This window comes from Paenibacillus sp. OAS669 (genome assembly GCF_014873645.1).
Taxonomy (GTDB): Bacteria; Bacillota; Bacilli; order Paenibacillales; family NBRC-103111; genus Paenibacillus_S; species Paenibacillus_S vulneris.
Genome location: NZ_JADBDR010000022.1, coordinates 20544 through 37525, shown reverse-complemented (window position 1 = coordinate 37525; position 16982 = coordinate 20544). Strand labels below are relative to the sequence as shown.

Genomic DNA, 16982 nt, shown 5'->3' with positions numbered 1-16982 from the left:
TAATTATGCAAACCATTACCCCGCAAGAACTAAAGTCACGCCTGGATAAAGGTGATAAGCTGGACATCATTGACGTCCGCGAGGCCGAAGAGGTTGCTCTCGGCATGATTCCCGGTGCTGTTCACATACCTTTGATGCAAATCCCGGATCGTCTAGATGACATCCCCCGCGATAGAGAAACCATCCTAGTTTGCCGAAGCGGCAACCGCAGCGGCAGAGCCTATGATTTTCTCAGCGCTCAAGGGTTTACCAATTTGAAAAACATGAGTGGCGGCATGCTCGAATGGGAGCAGCTTTAAAGCTGCAGGTCCGCTGTGATCATCTCTGCAATTTCTTGAACGGACAGCTTGCTCGTATCGATCTTGCGGTCCGCGAAATCATAGGCATGCTTGCGGGCTTCCAGCAGCGTATGCACCCTCTCGGCTACGTCGCCTTGAACCAAGGGCCGGTTTTGGTCCTGACTCACACGTTCAATGATTGTGTCCGCATCAGCCGTCAAGGCCACGACATATCCCTTCTCCTTCATGACAGCGCGGTTTTGCTCTGCTAAAACTGCGCCACCTCCGGTGGCAATGATGCAGTTCATTCCTTCGAGGGATTTCCGAATGACATCGCACTCCACTTGCCTGAATACAGGCTCTCCCAGTTTTGCAAACATGTCGCTGATTGACATTCCCTGCTGCTCTTCAATGACGTCATCGGTATTGATGAACCGCCATCCCAACCGGGAAGCCAATGCGTGTCCTACCGTCGATTTGCCGGTACCCATGAATCCTATTAATACGATATTCTTTTTTTCCAAATTCCTACACCTCTTGACAGCTTCTGTCTAACCCTACAATCATATCATAGGTTGATGTTGATGAATAGAAATTACGAGAAATTCATATGATGGAATGTGAATAGATTCCAGTCTTTTCTGCTATGATGATACTATGAAACCATTTCGAGGAGAGATGAATTGTTAATGCATTCAGCCATGTCTCAATCCCAGAACCCCGTTCCTAATGCCGCACAGCGGAAGCTGGAGCAAATTCTAAATCCTTCCCATCCGTTATGCAAAGATGACGTTGTCTGGATTTTGGAATTTATTAAAAAAAAGGTGGCTGAAGAAGATCCGCAGATAGCAGATCTTTCCCAACCACGCTTATTACAAAACTTTCGCTATTTTGCCGAAATTGCTTTAATGCTTATCCAGCGTCGCAACGGCTTCGATCAGGAGGCAGACCGCCTGAAGCACTGGATTTCCGAGGCTTCCTACGGGCTGCATCCCTTGAAACCGAACGGCCGGGCATTCAAGGATTAGTTCTCCATCCAGTTGAAATGGAAGGTTCCTTCTTTGTCCAAGCGTTGGAATGTATGTGCACCGAAATAATCTCTTTGCGCTTGCAGCAGGTTCGCAGGCAGACGCTCGGAACGGTAGCTGTCATAGTAAGCCAATGCGGATGCAAACGCAGGCACTGGAATTCCGCGTGTTACAGCTGCGGACACTACAGTTCTCCAAGCGTCTTGGTAGTTGCTCACAACGCCTTGGAAATATTCGTCAAGAAGCAGGTTTTTCAATTCTGGGTTGCGATCGTACGCATCTTTGATGTTTTGCAGGAAACGAGCACGGATGATGCAGCCGCCGCGGAAAATCATTGCGATGCTGCCGTAATCCAATCCCCAGTTATATTCTTCGGAAGCGGCTCTCATTTGCGCGAAGCCTTGAGCGTAGGAGCAAATTTTGCTCGCGTACAGCGCTTTGCGTACAGCCTCGATGAACTCCTTGCGGTCTCCTTCGAAAGCAGGTGCTTGCGGGCCGCTCAGCACTTTGCTTGCAGCTACGCGCTCTTGCTTCATAGCCGACAAGAAGCGGGAGAATACGGACTCGGTAATGATCGACAATGGTACCCCAAGGTCAAGAGAGCTTTGGCTGGTCCATTTACCAGTACCCTTTTGGCCGGCGGAATCCAGGATAACGTCAACCATAGGCTTGCCGGTCTCCGGATCTTTTTTCGTGAAGATATCGGTAGTGATCTCGATCAGATAGCTGTCAAGCTCGCCTTTATTCCACTCGGCAAAAATCTCATGAAGCTCTTCTGTGCTAACGTTCAATACGTCTTTCAGCAATTGGTAAGCTTCGCAAATCAGCTGCATGTCGCCGTACTCGATGCCGTTATGCACCATTTTCACGTAATGTCCCGCACCGTCCGGTCCGATGTACGTGCAGCAAGGATCGCCATTTACTTTGGCCGAAATAGCTGTCAGAATCGGTTCTACCAATTCGTAAGCGTCTTTTTGACCGCCAGGCATAATCGAAGGACCTTTCAGAGCGCCCTCTTCGCCGCCGGATACGCCCGTTCCGATAAAACGCAAGCCGTGAGCGGACAATTCCTTGTTTCTGCGTTGGGTATCCGGGAAGTAAGCATTCCCTCCGTCGATGATGATGTCCCCTTCTTCCAAATGAGGAATCAAGGAATTGATGGTAGCGTCAGTACCTGCGCCTGCTTGAACCATGATCAAAATTTTACGAGGCTTTTCGAGAGATGCTACGAATTCCTCAATGCTGTATGTACCTACCAGGTTTTTGCCTTTAGCTTCTTCGATCAAAGCATCTGTTTTTTCACGGGAACGGTTGTATACCGATACGGTGAAACCTCTGCTTTCAATATTTAATGCCAGGTTTTTACCCATGACAGCCAATCCGATAACGCCAACTTGTTGTTTGGACATATGGTTACTCTTCCTTCCTTTGAATTATTAGTTGTGATGTTCTCTTGTTTGAAAAAAGCTCATTCCGCCCAGCAGTGAGCAGCATCATTGCCGCCCGATGGAAGCAAGGCTGACAATGGATGCCGCTTGGAGACCAGTTCTCGTGGAACTAACCTTTTTCAATTTTTTTATCTATTAAATCGTCATTGCTCCATAGCCGCCGTCTACACGAAGCAGCGAGCCGGTCACAAAGCTGGAAGCCTTGTCGGAAGCAAGGTATACAGCTGCGCCTTGAAGCTCTTCCGCTTCACCGAAACGGTTCATTGGAGTATGGCGCAAAATCGATTCCGTACGCTCAGGAGAAAGGATTTTACGATTTTGTTCAGCCGGGAAGAAGCCGGGAATAATTGCATTCACACGAACGCGAGCCGGTGCAAATTCACGCGCCAAAAACTTCGTAACGTTGTTCACAGCCGCTTTGGACGCCGAGTAAGTAAATACGCGGGACAACGGTGGCTCGGAGGATACGGACGAAATGTTGATAATGCTGCCGCCTTCGCCTTTGTCCACCATATGTTTCCCAAACACCTGGCAAGCTAACACAACGCTTTTGAGGTTTACTTCCATAATAGCGTCCCATTCTTCCATTTTCAATTCGAAGAACGGAGTCGCGCTGTTCATGCCAGGACAGTTCATCAAGATGTCGCAGCGGCCTGTCCAAGCCAGAACGTCCTCAAGAACCTTTTGAAGATCTTCGACTTTGGTAGCGTCTGCCGAGAAGCTTTTGGCTTTGCCGCCTACTTCTTCAATTTTTTTGACAACAGCTTCGGATTTCTCCGCGTTGCGTCCTACGACAGCCACATTCGCGCCGTGACCGCCCAATGCTACGGCCATTGCGCCACCCAAAGTGCTGTTACCTCCAATAATTACCGCTGTTTTACCAGTCAAATCGAACAAATTCATGATGATCCTCCTCATGTATAGGTATTGCATGAACCGTCTGTCGGGGCGGAACTACTTTGCATGCTGCTGCTGGTACGCAGCAATCGCATCGAATTCATCCTTCAACTGATGGTACACACGATTATAAATATTTGTCAACTGTTGGTACAGCTGATGGTTACCGGAATCCGGCTGGTGGCGATGGTGAACCTGCATCCAATTGTGTACGGAGGAGAAGTCTTTAATCTCTCCCATCGCCAGCATACCGAGCTGTGCAGCGCCCAATCCGGAGCTCTCGATCGAGTTCGGTACGGCTACCGAGCTGCCAGTAACATCCGCCATGCACTGCAGCCAGAAGCTGGATCGTGCGAAGCCGCCGGATGCGCGGATTTCCTTGGTCGGCCCGGACAGCTCTTCCAATGCGCTTAATACGGAGTTGATCCGATAGACAACCCCTTCAAGAACAGAACGAATCATGTGCTTCTTCTGATGGTAAAGCGATAAGCCAAAGAAGACGCCACGTGCATTAGCATTCCAATAAGGTGCGCGCTCCCCGGTTAGAAGCGGGAGGAAGATAAGTCCGTCGGAGCCCGCGGATACCTCTTCGGCAAGCGAAGTCAAATAGTCATACGGATCCAGGCCTCTGCGGCGGCCTTCTTCCGCTTCGGCCGTCGCCAGCTGGTCTCTGACCCAACGGAACATGATGCCGCCGTTATTGATGGCTCCGCCGACCACCCAGAAGTCCTCTTTCAGAGCATAGCAGAACAGTCTTCCTTTAGGGTCGGTTACAGGCTCGCGGACAACCCCGCGAACCGCGCCGGAGGTTCCGATGGTCACGGCATAAATGCCTTCTTCGAACGCGCCGACTCCAAGGTTCGCCAGCACTCCGTCCGATGCGCCCACAACGAATGGCGTATCCGCATGCAGGCCCATTGCCTGAGCATACTGCTCCTTCATACCGGAAATGTGGTATACGGTGGAAACCGGCTCGGAAAGCTGCTCTTCACGTACGCCGCAGGCTTTCAATGCCAGCTCGTCCCAAGCAAGGTTGCGAAGATTGAACAGCCCCGTGGCGCTCGCGATGGAATAGTCCACGATGAATTTGCCGAACAGCTTGGCAAATACATACTCCTTAATCCCGATAAACTTGTACGCATTCTCAAACACATCCGGGCGGTTGTCGCGAAGCCACATCAGCTTCAGCAAAGGCGACATCGGATGAAGAGGCGTTCCGGTATTCAAATAAATCTGGTGCCCGTTTAATTCTTCCTTCAAAGGCTTGACGTAGCCGACGCTGCGGTTATCCGCAAAAGTAATGGATTGTGTCAGCAGATTCAAATCGCGATCGACCGCAATTAAGCTGTGCATCGCCGAGCTGAACGAAACGCACAGCACCTGGCTAGGCAAAATCTTAGCCTTGGTGATGACAGCCTGAATCCCTGTCACTACTGCATGAAAGATTTCATCCGGGTTCTGCTCCGCCATGTCCGGTCTAGGCGTATTCAGAGGATATTCAATAGAATTCGATGCCAGAACGCGGCCGTCCCGGTCGATCACCAGCGTTTTCGCGCTGGTCGTCCCGAGATCGGCTGCAATAATGTACGGCTTTGCTATTGTCAAACTCATTTCGCTAAGTTCCCTTCGCTGTCAAATTGCAAGTCATAAGGCTCCGTCAAAATTTCAATATCCGGATGCAGCTTGGCTTCTTCAAGCATATTGACGGAAATTTCGATTTCGCCCAAATGCAGCGTATCTTGAATGCGTACGAGTCTGCATTTGGTATAATCCAGGATGTTGCAGGTTTTAACGCCTGCTTTAATTGCGTAATAATCGTTATCCAGCGTGGTCGAAATTTTGGTTGGAGCACATACCGTCGAAGTCAATCCGTTAACGAAGGTAGCCGCTCTATCCATTTTGTCGACCAGACGCTGCGTAGTAAAGTCGGCTGTACCTACGCCGTTGGCATTCCCTTTGGTTTCCGGTGTCAGATCGAGAACGATCATCTTGGAAACGTCAGGTCCGCCATGCGCGTAGGGAGTCGGATAACGGCCGGTTACGTTCGGATCCATGCCGTCGCCGCTGATGTTCTTGCCGATATAATCGATAACAAGCACGTCGATTTGGTCGAACAAAATTTTTGGCAGGCGCGCCTTCGCCTCTTCCAGCAGCTGCATTTCGCGCTCTTCGATTTGTGCAGCCGGAAGCGCCTCGATGCGGCAGGTTTGGTCATAAGCATTCTCAACCAATGCTACGCCAAAAATAATCGGAAGCTTCTCAATCATAATTTTGGCCATAGCCGGAACGTTCTCCGCCATGTACTTAAAGCCTAATTGATGGCAGGCTTCGGCCCCTTTTTGCTTACCAAGACCGATGGAGATCATTTTCATAATACCGCTTTCGATGCGGCCGCGGAACGCCGTGTGGGGCTTCACGCGGTTGATGACTACGATAGCGTCTGCAGTTGAAGCAATTTTATCTACATAAACAGGCAGGCCGTTAGGAAGCTCGTCGATTTTAACCACTTCCATCGAGGAACGGATCGGTGCTCCCATCGCTTCTTCCGTTACTCCAAGATGATGCAGAACCTCTTTTTGCCCTTCAGCCGTTGCGCCGCCGTGGCTGCCCATACAAGGCACGATAAACGGCTCTCCGCCTGCTTGCTTGATCGCATCGATCGTTACTTTCGTAAACAAAGCGATATTCGCCACACCGCGGCTGCCCACGGCTACCGCTACCTGCTGGCCCGGCTTGATTTGGTCGATGGTCCCCGGCTTTTTCAGCTCCTGCTCCAGCACTTCCTTCAGGTTATCAATCTTGGTGTCATCAAATTTTTGGCGGATACGTACCATTTGCGGAATAGGAATGTCTTCTAGAACCTGTCTCAAAATACTCATAGCTTCTAAGCGCCTCCTGCGATTGTTTTGACGGAGTCACGAATAATGAGCTCCGTTCGAATGAAGATGGTTTCTTTCTCCACCTGCTTGCTTTCTATAAAAGTGAGCAGCTTCGCCGCGCCTTCCCGGCTGATCTCCTCAATCGGCCTCCTGACGGTAGTCAATGCCGGAGTCACGAATGCGGAAAACAGCTGATCGTCGAACCCGACGACCGAGATATCTCCAGGTACGGACAATTGCTTCTCAGTGATCGCTTTAATGGCTCCTAACGCCATCTCGTCGTTGCAGCAAAAAACGGCCGTAGGCTTATGGTCCAGTGTCAACAGCCGCGACATAGCGGCGTATCCGCTCTCCACGTCGTAATTTCCCTGTACCCTATACTCTTCCCTTACGGTCACCTTATACTGATTCATCGCTTCAAGATAGCCTTCGCGGCGGGCCTGCGTCGATTTGAAGTTTTCTTTCCCTTCAATTATCGCTATATCCCTGTGGCCCTTCTGAATCAAATATTCCACCACGCGATACGCTCCGCGCAAGTCATCCGGAATCAGATTCATGACAGGTAGAGTATCGATCTGGCGATTCAAGACGACCAGCGGAATTTCCCGTTCCGTCACATATTCGATAAACGGCTGGTCGGAGGAGCTTTGGCTCATGACGATAATGCCGTCAAAGCTTTTGCGGTTAATTTTATGATAGCTTTTGTAGTCATCAATGCCTCGCACGATCAAATTGTATTGATCCTGTATGACATCATTGACCCCCTTAACCGCCTCGTACAAGAAGCCGGCAGATGTACCGGTATGAAGAGTTGAAAAAAACAATCCCAAGTTGTATGATCGATCAAGGACCAGACTCTTGGCGCTGTAGTTCGGGGTGTAATTCAAGGTTGCCGCGAGCTGCTGGATCCGCTCCTTTGTCTCCTGATTGATCAGCGGACTGTCGTTCAAAGCCCTGGAGACCGTAGTATGCGAAACATTCGCCAGCTTAGCAATGTCTTTGATCGTAACACTCAATCCTACCACCTCCGTTTTATAATATCATACAGCTGCACACGTTAACAACGAACATTTTTTGCGAAGTATTGATCTGTTTTGCTCTTTTTACGCAAATATCGCCTGTCTCCACCCCGTAGTGCCGCTGCTTCTTTAGCTCCCTTTGCAGCAACGACACGGCATTTCCCCTTCCCGTGCCCCGTATGACCCAAAAAGCCAACAAAAATGGTCTGTGCATACTATACACAGACCCTGCTAATCGTAACGTTTACATTTCAAGCTGCAGCATTTCATGCCTGAGTTCCATCAACCTTTCTTTGCACAATTTCACCGTTTTGGCATCTCCCGACTTCAATGCATCATGGAGAGTTGCGAGCTCATAATCTAGCTCCAGCCTCAGGACAGGAATACGGTCATCAGGTCTTTTCGATCGGAAAGCTTGCATCATTTCTTCCACCGTAACCACCGGCTCCTTTTGAAAAAGTACTTTATGCTCGACACCGGAAATTTCGACCATTCGGATGATTTCACCAAACATAATATTTTCGATTAATATTTGTCTGTCCTTGAATCGTTTGACTACGGCATGCCCGCGCGTATCGCCGATCATTTTCTCCATCAGCTCCGCCAGCTTTTCGTCCTTGAACGAATAATTCCCGACAATTTTGTATCGGTCTCCTATGCGCTGAAACTTCAATTTCACCAGCTTGCGGCCGGTTCGGATCGAGACGATGAATTGTTGATCGCTCTCGTTCCAATATAGAGAATACCCCTCTTGTATCAGCGCTTTAATGAAGTTACGGATTAGCCGACGGTCAAATCGTAACTCAAGGTTGCAATATTCCACTTCATGACTTTTACTCACGGCAATCCCCTCCCAAATGGTACATAACCCATGGCCATCTATCCCTTATTATCGACTGATCTGGATAGCCCGGATTTTGATAGAATTTTCAGACAATTCAGTTACTTAATTCTATCTTATTATGAATCATATGATTTAGCAACTTGGATTATTGACTTTTTTCCTTGAATTTCAATCCATTTTTTTAATAAGATACCTCTGCAAAGCGGGGTCATAACTTCGAAGCGGCTACACAACTTTGCAGAAAGACCCGGCAGCTATAAGAAAAACAAAGGACCGCCTCCTGGAGACGATCCTTGAATGGACTCGGCTATTATTTCTGTTCATCGCTTTGCTGGCTTGCCTGGTTGATCTTGCGGTCGAGCTCGTCATTCAAGTCGGTACGGGTTTCCACATTGACGCTATACGTCAAGTTATCCCCAAACCCTTGCTTGTCCAAACGGAGTATAGCCCGGAAATAATGGCTTTGGTTGATGTTGAAGCCGTTGCCTCTGCCGCTCATCGTCTGGTACACCAAATATTCGTAACGATCCTCGCCATCAATCTTCTCTATCATGATCGGTTTGGTCGAGTAGTAATAATCTTTGATTGTAAAATTGGCCGTGCTTTTGACGTATTCCTTGAGCTTGGCGAGCTTCTCCGTATTCACCTCGTTAGCAATGATGTAATTCTCCTTGTTCTGGCGGGACACGGACGGCGCTTGCCGCCACCGCTTTCTCGCTTCCGCATCGCTTACATACAGAACCCCGGTCAGCTTCTCCCGGTTCTTCTTCAAGCCTTCCGTATCAATCCCCATCCTTTTTAAATCAGACAGCCGGTAATAAACCCCGGAACCTTTATCGGAGTACACGGTTAGCAGCGGATAATCCGCCCCTAAATACGTCACCCACTGGGAGGCAGGCGAGCGAAGCGTAAACTCCTCATAGGTCGCGTCTTTATCCTCAGTCGGCTGCTCCGAATTAATGCGGCTGTTAATGTATATCGTCTTGTTGTCGCTCTTCCACAAAATATTGGCCCCCAGCATATTGCCCAGCTCTTTTAATGGCAAATAGCTTTTATCCTGGTATACCAGCGTCGGTCCTTCCAGCTTCACCGGTTTACCGTCTACGACGATATTGAAATCCGGACGCAGATAGGCTTCGACTCTTTGTAAAATATCTTCCGCATACACACCCGCGGTAAAAGTGCCTCCCAGCACCGCACCCATAATCAAAACTCTCTTCCATTGCTTCATCACAGCTCAAACCTTTCCCCATTGAAATTTTGACAAGAAGGCAGCCTCAAGCGGCCTCGTCTATGCCGAAAGTCCAACCATTTCCTGCAAATGAAAACTTTATATTGACAAACATATTAATTCCGATAGAATAGGTTGGTATAAGAAAGCGGAATCGCACGCAGAAAGCGAAATAGTATCGTTAATCGGCATACTCCTACTTATTTATCGTACACAGCGGCCGAAAATGTTATAGGACGTTTGGACCAGTACCGTTTTTCGATATTTGTTCATGCGGTTCATGTTTGATCTTACAAAAGAAAAACTATGTTTCGGATTTCAGGGGAGTGAGCGTCATTGATCGAAATCACAGGTGTCAGCAAGACGTTTCATCAGCGAACGGGTGGTTCTTTTACCGCCATTGATAATGTATCTCTTACGATTCAAAAAGGGGAATTTGTTTCCCTGCTGGGTCCGTCGGGCTGCGGCAAATCTACGCTTTTGAATCTGGTAGCGGGCTTGGAGCAGGCCGAGCAGGGCTCGATAACCGTCAACGGAAAGCCTTGTAAGGAACCTGGACCGGATCGCGTAGTCGTCTTTCAGGAGCATGCGTTGTTTCCTTGGTTAACCGTACTGGATAACGTGGCCTTCGGCTTGAAGCAGAAGGGCGTTGGCAAGAAGGAACGGGAAGAGCTCGCGATGGAGCAGATCAAATCCGTTCATCTAAGCCGATTTGCCGATCGGTATCCACATGAATTGTCCGGCGGTATGAAGCAAAGAGCAGCGATAGCACGAGCTCTGGCTATGGATCCGGAAATTTTATTGATGGATGAGCCATTCGCTGCGCTCGACGAGCAGACACGCCTTATCCTGCATAAAGAGCTGGAAGATATTTGGATGCGGACGCGCAAAACGATACTGTTCATTACGCACAATATCCGCGAAGCAGTCATTCTTTCCGATCGGGTTCTGGTTATGTCAACGCGTCCCGGTACAATCAAAAAGGAATTCGCTGTGCAAGCGGCAAGGCCGAGAGATTGGTCGGATCCCCTCCTCCATCACGTGGAAAACAGCATCATGGATGCTCTGGCCGATGAGCTGGAAAAAGTGGTAAAGGAGGAAATGGGACATGAGTACAGCATTAAGAAGAACCCTCTTTCTGGTTCTGCTGCTGATAGCATGGGAAGCGGGATTTAGAATCTTTGACTGGGGCTGGAAATTCCCTTCGGTTTCACAAACGTTCCAAGCTTTCTATGACGGCTTCGTTCACGGCCAGCTGCTTGAGGCCACACTGGAAAGTATCCGCCGGCTGCTTACCGCATTTATTATATCGATTGTCATTGGTACTACGCTTGGCTTCCTGTTCGCCAGATACCGATTCTTGGACGATACGATCGGCTTCCTGGTTGTCGCTTTGCAGACAGTTCCGAGCATCGCCTGGCTCCCGTTCGCCATCATCTGGTTCGGTATGAACGATTTCTCCGTTATTTTTATTACGACATTGGGAGCGACCTGGACGATGGCCATGTCGAGCCGGACAGGGATTATGAACATCCCCCGGATTTATCTCAAGGCGGCCCAGACGATGGGAACCGGCAACGGGTTCAAAATGTTTTACCAAGTGATGGTCCCTGCCGCTTTCCCTCATATGATTACTGGCGTTCGCGTTGCGTGGGCTTTTGCCTGGCGCGCGCTTGTCTCCGGTGAATTAATCGCCAAAGGCGTCGGCTTGGGACAGCTGCTGCAGGACGGCCGCAATCTGATGGACACGGCATTAATGCTCTGTATTGTCATTATCATCGCCATTCTTGGCACGTTATCCGACCACTTCTGCTTCAAAAAGCTGGAAGATACGATACTGGTCCGCTACGGATTATCAGGCAAACAAAAATAAGCTTTCAAAGGGGAGTTATTTCATGAAAAAAAGTATTTCCTTATCACTGGCCCTCTTGCTGGTCGTCGTTCTGGTATTGTCGGCTTGCGGCAAGAGCGGGGAGACTTCCAAGGATGCAGCGAACGGCAGCGGTAAATCGGCTCCTGCGTCAACGGTCAAACTCGGCATTTTCAAAAATGTTACCCACGCCCCAGGCTATGTCGCATTGGAAAAAGGTCTATTCCAAAAATATTGGGGTGAGAACGTAAAAATCGAAGTCACGCCATTCGATAACGGCTCCGATTTCTCTACCGCATTAGCTACAGGCGAAATCGATCTTGGCTTCGTAGGCCCTGGCCCTTCGACGAACCAATATATCAAAAGTAAAAACTTCAAAGTCATTTCCGGTTCCAATAACGGCGGCGCCGTACTGGTTGCCGGCAAAGATTCCGGTATCACGAATGTCAAAGATTTGGTAGGCAAAACCGTCGCAATTCCAACCAAAGGCAGCACGAATGAGATTTCTTTGCGCTTGCTGTTGAAGCAAAACAACCTCAATATTACAACAGATAAAAGCGGAGTTCAGATTATCGCGCGCGCTCCTGCCGATACCATGGTAGCCATGCGCCAAAAAGAAATTGACGCTACCTTGATTCCAGAGCCTTGGGGCACCCAAATGGAACAGGAAGGCATCGGGAAAATCATCGTGGATTGGGATAAAATCCCGCCTAACAATGGCAACTATCCGTTGACGATTCTGGTGGCAAGCGACAAGTTCCTGAAGGAGCACCGCGATATGGCGAAGCAAGCGATTCAAGCCAATGCCGAGGCCATTGATTTTATCAAGAAAAATCCGGATCAATCCTATGAGCTGATCAACAACCGTTTGAAAGCACTCAGCGGCAAAGGGATGGACATTGCACTCATTAAAGCAGCCCTCTCCCGTTTGAATTTGACGACCGACGTGAGCAAGGAAGCTATCGAGGAGATGGCAAAAGTCTCTATCGATGCCGGCTACATTAAAGATGTGAAGAAGGAAGAACTCGATCTTAGCAAGTTCGTAGATTTGAGCCTTCTCGAAGAAGTCAAAGCAGGTAAATAATCCAGCCTGTATTCAATATTAAGAAATCCCCCTTCACCCGGCGGAATGTAATGCTTCTGCTGCCGTGAAGGGGGATTTTGTATGTTTCTAATGAAATAAGACCGATTAATATACCTTGGCGACCTCGATACGATGCGTTCGACCGTCTTCCGTAAAATACAAGTCAACGCCATGACCCTGATCGTCCATAAAATAGGATACATACTTCGGGTCGTCCTTCCGCATGGGTACCAGCAAGGTTACTATGCGATGACTTGCCGACGGTTCCGTCGATGCGGTCAAGTGCCATTGAAGATCTAGTCCCTCGATCTCGGAAGGATCAACCTCCGCGAATTCATTGGTTTGGGATAAGTTCAGCTCCCCTGAAGAGCAGTAAACGAACCTGCCATCCATATTGGCCTTACGGCCTTGGACCCGGAACGATTGAGGGCCAAGCTTCATTTCGTACAGGGTATGGAACAACCAATCCACTCTTCCTGGCCGAGATAAATCCAGGCTATCAACGACGACGATATAGGACTCGTTAACAAAATACAGCTCGCGGACATATCGTTCCAGATAGGGTACATTTTCTTGGTAAGCCGCCGTTGCATTGCACCGGGTATAGGTATAGCCGGGATGCTGCTCCACGGCCTCAACAGTTCCGGAGGCAGCGATATTGAGTGCCTTATTCGTTCCGGCATACTGTCCCAGTCCATCAATTAACACGTTATTCGTGGAGCGGGTCTGTTTCCTCCAATTCATATGCATCGTACTGCCGAATGCGACATAATACCCGCTCTCGATGGCTAATGGCTCCCCGTAGGCATGGAGCAAAAATCCGTTCTGATCTCCATGACTGTGGCTAATGGAACCGTACGGGCTGCTCTTGGCCAGCAGCATAATATGTTCCTCCGGCTTGTCCATCCTGGCATGAAAGGCGACCCAGCCGATATCCCGGAACCACTTTACGGGCTCAATATCCGATGGAGCTTGTGTAGGTATCTCCGGATAATCGTACCGGTACATCATCTCGTCAAAGCGGAAGTCCCACCAGCCATAATTGTAGAACTTCAGCTCCGAATCGGTATCGATCGCCTTCGTCTGCTCATAGTACCATTGATAGTATCCGTTACCCGTAATTCCTGCGAACTGCCGGATATTGAAGCCCGTTTTCAAGCTGACCGGATCTCCAAGGGTCGATTGGTCTCCGAAGCTCGCCCGTATTGTATCGGGACTGAAGCAATAAAGCGGAAAATCGCCGGTTTTTTGGAAGAAGGGTCTTTGGTAAAAATCAATGCCCGTATATTTCTTCAATAGATTCATCGCTTCTGTAACGAACGCCATGCCTGTCGTCCAGTACATCGGCCCTTCCGCCCATCCGCCGTCCGTACCGCCCCAAGGTGTATACAAGCATGCGTAATATTCCAATGTATAATCCAGCCATTCCGCGGCTTTGCTTTCCTCCTCGAGCATCACGATACTGCACGGAACTAGCACGGAGGAAAGCGAGCGTACCGCGTGGCTATCAAATGGAACATGATGAATCTTGGACCGCTCCATTACATGGAATGCAACCTGCTCCGCTCTTTTCCATAGCTTGCCCCTAACCTCTTCCCGTTCCGCAGCCGTTAAACGGTCATAAAGCCAGTCATAGCCCCATGCAAGAGCCCCTGCTACCCGGAAGGCTGCTTCATCGTTATAGTCTCGGCTTGTAGGTCCTTGAGGGTCCCAGGAGGCCACATGAAGAAGCCATTGCTTGGCTTGTTCCAAAATCAGCTCATCCTCCAGCACAAGTCCTGCAACGCTCAGATGACGAACCGCATACAGCGCTTCCTGGCAGTCCATATACATTTGACGCCAAAGCTTTGCCGTCCGCTTGTTGTCGGGATAAGGCTTCGGCTCGGCGATCAGCTCCTTCCCCATCCAGGGCTGAACGGATTTCTCAATAAACACATCCCATCCGCAGAATGCGGCATCCTGCTTGACCCTGCGTCTGAAATCCGGGAGCTCCGAGGCCTGCAGCCATAGACGTGGATGCTCGGCAGCCGCTTGCCGATAGCGTATATCTCTCCTGGCCAAAGGCGTTAGCGGAAGCCCCTCGGGAACCGTAAAGCTTCTTATGACGCTCCATTCGGAATGCTCGTCTCCTTGTTCATTAGATGAAGCGTCAAGGAGCAAGGCATAGCGCCAATAATAGGTTCCCGGCTCCAGGGGCTCATCCGGAGTGTACAAATTATACGGAATCCGCTTCACCGTTACCGTACAACCCTCCTCGAATTCAGGAGAACGGGAATATTGCAGCGTATAACGGTCCTCTTCCAGCTGTGCAGGAATCCAGGTAAACCGGGGAGGGTTCTCCGTCAGCCGCGTGTCGCTGTCCGGTTGGTATTGGACCGTAAGCGGCCCGGCAATAGGTTGGTATAACAGGTGGCTCATAAGATATGGCTCCTTCTTGGTTCAACTAGATTGTAGATTGCATGCAGTTTAGCGCATGAACATGCCGCCATTGATTTCAATTGTCTCTCCCGTCAAATAAGCTGCCAGATCGGAGACCAGATACAGTACCGCCCCGGCCACATCCTCCGGGGTCCCTTCCCGTTTTAACGGAATTCCATTAACGGTCGCTTTTCTTGCTTCATCCGATGTGAACGTAGCGTGAAATGCGGTTTGCCCGATAAAGCCCGGGGATACTACGTTAACTGTGATCCCATCCCCGGCTACCTCTTTGGCCAGCCCCTTGGAATAGCTTGATACCGCAGCCTTGCTCGCTGCATAAATACTGGCACCTGCGCCGCCCCCATTATGCGCCGCTATCGATGACATATTGACGATGCGGCCTGCCCGCTTGTCCTTCATTCCAGGCAGCACTCTTTTGCACATAAAGACGGTGCTCTTGAAATTGACGTCCATGATCTGATCATACAGCTCTTCGCTCATGTCATAATTCGAACGACGTTCGACCAGATGTCCGGCATTATTGACGAGAATCTCTACAGTGTCTCCAAATGCCACTTCGACGGCGCCGACCAAATCGTCAATCTGTCGGGTATCGGTCACGTCGGCACGGAACAGCTCGGCTTGCCCTCCCGCTTCGCGAATCCTCGCTACCGTTTCCTCTCCTTGATCCTTATGGTTTAAATAAGTAATCCCAACTTTTGCACCGTGAGACGCAAGCAGAATGGCGACAGCACGCCCAATGCCCGTATTCGAGCCTGTAACCAGTGCGATTTTCCCCTTTAAGCTCGTGTTCAAAAGATCCACCTCCGGCAAGTTTGTTTAGCTTCCCTATAGAAAACGCTTACTTAACTGTTTGAAACCGCTCTATATGATTGTACCATGTCTGGCAAATTATGAATATGAACGTTCTTATTTTTTCCTTCAGGCATGACAAATCGTTCTTGGTTTCAATCTAGAGCTCCGATTTGTCGGTGGAGTTCATTTTTGCTACTCTACAAATAGTCGGATACAATCTATTTATTCCATTTTATAAAACGCAAAAGGATGATCTTATGCATTTGGAACAGCTTGAATTCATAGTCGAGGTAGCCAAGACGGGCTCGTTAACTGCGGCCGCACAAAATCTTCATGTCACTTTATCCGCCGTCAGCCAGTCGATCTCCAATCTGGAGGCCGAGCTTAACATCACCTTATTCACCCGCTCCCGCTCGGGAGCCGCTCCGACAGCCGAAGGAAAAGCCATCATCCATAAGGCGGCCGAAGTGCTCGGCAAATTACAGGAGCTTCGGGACGAAGCCTGCGGGTATGCCAACACTCAGAGCGGCGAGCTGCGCATAGCGACCATTCCGGGTCCTTTATCGCTATACCTTGATACGATCCTGAGCTTAAAGAAGCAGTACCCCAAGATACAAATGGAAATAGTCGAGAAAGGGACACAGGAGATCATTGAGGAGGTTCGGCATAATAAGATCGATATGGGATTAATCATCGCGTTCGAGCCTTACTTGGAGAACCGCGCCGGTTTAACGCTCGAGCCCCTGCTGGAAGGCAAAGTCGTCGTGTGCATAAGCCGTAAATCGCCGCTTGCCTTGAACAGGTCCATTTCGCCGGAACAATTAAGAAAGCATTCTGTCGTTTTGTATAATGACGACTATTTGAAGTGGTACATGGACCAGTTCCAGAACCGGTACGGCGATGTCACCATTCTTTTCTCCACCAATAATAAGGATGCGATTCGGAGGGCGACAGAAGACGGTACCGCGGTTACGATCGGGCTAGATTATTCCTTCAGGAACCAGCCCGAATACTTAAAGGGTGAATTCGTCGTCGTTGAACTGGACAACCCTTTCCAAAGAACGATACATCTTAGCCTGGTTTTGTCCAAGGAAAAGAAACTGTCCAATCCCGCCAAAATATTTATCAATCACTTGAAACATACCCTCCTGCAGCCATAGCTGCTTTGAA

Annotated in this window: 16 protein-coding genes; 6 read left to right on the top strand and 10 right to left on the bottom strand. The window is 49.4% G+C overall.

Annotated elements, in window-relative coordinates:
- The first annotated feature begins 5 nt into the window (after positions 1-5).
- Positions 6-299 carry a rhodanese-like domain-containing protein gene (locus tag GGC63_RS31655; protein WP_192705688.1) on the top strand — a complete coding sequence of 98 codons (294 nt, stop codon included), beginning with the start codon at positions 6-8 and terminating at the stop codon, positions 297-299.
- Here the strand turns inward: GGC63_RS31655 and GGC63_RS31650 are convergent.
- Positions 296-802: a shikimate kinase gene (locus GGC63_RS31650; protein WP_192705687.1), complete on the bottom strand. Its 507-nt coding sequence runs from the start codon at positions 800-802 to the stop codon at positions 296-298. The genes GGC63_RS31655 and GGC63_RS31650 overlap by 4 nt on opposite strands.
- A 165-nt stretch (positions 803-967) precedes the next feature.
- Between GGC63_RS31650 and GGC63_RS31645 the strand changes: the two genes are divergently transcribed.
- Complete coding sequence (locus GGC63_RS31645) at positions 968-1306, top strand: hypothetical protein (protein WP_079910385.1); 339 nt, start codon at positions 968-970, stop codon at positions 1304-1306.
- Here the strand turns inward: GGC63_RS31645 and gndA are convergent.
- The 7 genes from gndA to GGC63_RS31610 form a co-directional block, all read right to left on the bottom strand.
- Entirely contained in the window at positions 1303-2715 is a 1413-nt protein-coding gene (gene gndA, locus GGC63_RS31640) for an NADP-dependent phosphogluconate dehydrogenase (RefSeq protein ID WP_079910386.1), read from the bottom strand. The two genes, GGC63_RS31645 and gndA, sit on opposite strands and share 4 nt — an antisense overlap.
- A gap of 174 nt (positions 2716-2889) precedes the next feature.
- The gene (locus GGC63_RS31635) at positions 2890-3657 is read right to left on the bottom strand and encodes an SDR family oxidoreductase (RefSeq protein ID WP_179135982.1); all 768 of its coding nucleotides are present in this window, start codon (positions 3655-3657) and stop codon (positions 2890-2892) included.
- Between the two features lie 51 nt (positions 3658-3708).
- On the bottom strand, positions 3709-5262 hold the full coding sequence (locus GGC63_RS31630) for a gluconokinase (protein ID WP_192705686.1): 1554 nt from the start codon (positions 5260-5262) through the stop codon (positions 3709-3711).
- Positions 5259-6530, bottom strand: a complete 1272-nt coding sequence (locus tag GGC63_RS31625) for a lactate racemase domain-containing protein (RefSeq protein ID WP_192705685.1) — start codon at positions 6528-6530, stop codon at positions 5259-5261. The genes GGC63_RS31630 and GGC63_RS31625 overlap by 4 nt, the downstream gene beginning before the upstream one ends.
- 5 nt (positions 6531-6535) lie before the next feature.
- Positions 6536-7546 (bottom strand): LacI family DNA-binding transcriptional regulator, encoded by a 1011-nt coding sequence (locus GGC63_RS31620; RefSeq protein ID WP_079910389.1) that lies wholly within the window; start codon positions 7544-7546, stop codon positions 6536-6538.
- A gap of 247 nt (positions 7547-7793) precedes the next feature.
- Positions 7794-8390 carry a hypothetical protein gene (locus GGC63_RS31615; protein WP_079910390.1) on the bottom strand — a complete coding sequence of 199 codons (597 nt, stop codon included), beginning with the start codon at positions 8388-8390 and terminating at the stop codon, positions 7794-7796.
- 313 nt (positions 8391-8703) lie between these two features.
- Complete coding sequence (locus GGC63_RS31610; protein WP_192705684.1) at positions 8704-9624, bottom strand: stalk domain-containing protein; 921 nt, start codon at positions 9622-9624, stop codon at positions 8704-8706.
- A 336-nt stretch (positions 9625-9960) separates the two neighbouring features.
- Here GGC63_RS31610 and GGC63_RS31605 point away from each other — a divergent pair, with 336 nt between their 5' ends.
- From GGC63_RS31605 to GGC63_RS31595, 3 genes are read left to right on the top strand one after another with little or no spacing between them, the layout of a single operon-like run.
- Positions 9961-10800, top strand: coding sequence for an ABC transporter ATP-binding protein (locus GGC63_RS31605; protein WP_192705683.1), 840 nt, complete (start codon positions 9961-9963; stop codon positions 10798-10800).
- Positions 10733-11497 (top strand): ABC transporter permease, encoded by a 765-nt coding sequence (locus tag GGC63_RS31600; RefSeq protein WP_079910393.1) that lies wholly within the window; start codon positions 10733-10735, stop codon positions 11495-11497. Before GGC63_RS31605 ends, GGC63_RS31600 begins: the two co-directional genes overlap by 68 nt.
- Positions 11498-11519: 22 nt before the next feature.
- Positions 11520-12578, top strand: coding sequence for an ABC transporter substrate-binding protein (locus tag GGC63_RS31595; RefSeq protein WP_079910394.1), 1059 nt, complete (start codon positions 11520-11522; stop codon positions 12576-12578).
- Positions 12579-12683: 105 nt separating this feature from the next.
- Here the strand turns inward: GGC63_RS31595 and GGC63_RS31590 are convergent, their stop codons facing one another.
- The gene (locus GGC63_RS31590; RefSeq protein WP_192705682.1) at positions 12684-14996 is read right to left on the bottom strand and encodes a DUF4962 domain-containing protein; all 2313 of its coding nucleotides are present in this window, start codon (positions 14994-14996) and stop codon (positions 12684-12686) included.
- Positions 14997-15044: 48 nt separating this feature from the next.
- Complete coding sequence (locus GGC63_RS31585) at positions 15045-15812, bottom strand: SDR family NAD(P)-dependent oxidoreductase (RefSeq protein WP_192705681.1); 768 nt, start codon at positions 15810-15812, stop codon at positions 15045-15047.
- A gap of 257 nt (positions 15813-16069) precedes the next feature.
- Here GGC63_RS31585 and GGC63_RS31580 point away from each other — a divergent pair, with 257 nt between their 5' ends.
- Positions 16070-16972 (top strand): LysR family transcriptional regulator, encoded by a 903-nt coding sequence (locus tag GGC63_RS31580; protein WP_192705680.1) that lies wholly within the window; start codon positions 16070-16072, stop codon positions 16970-16972.
- Positions 16973-16982: the final 10 nt, after the last annotated feature.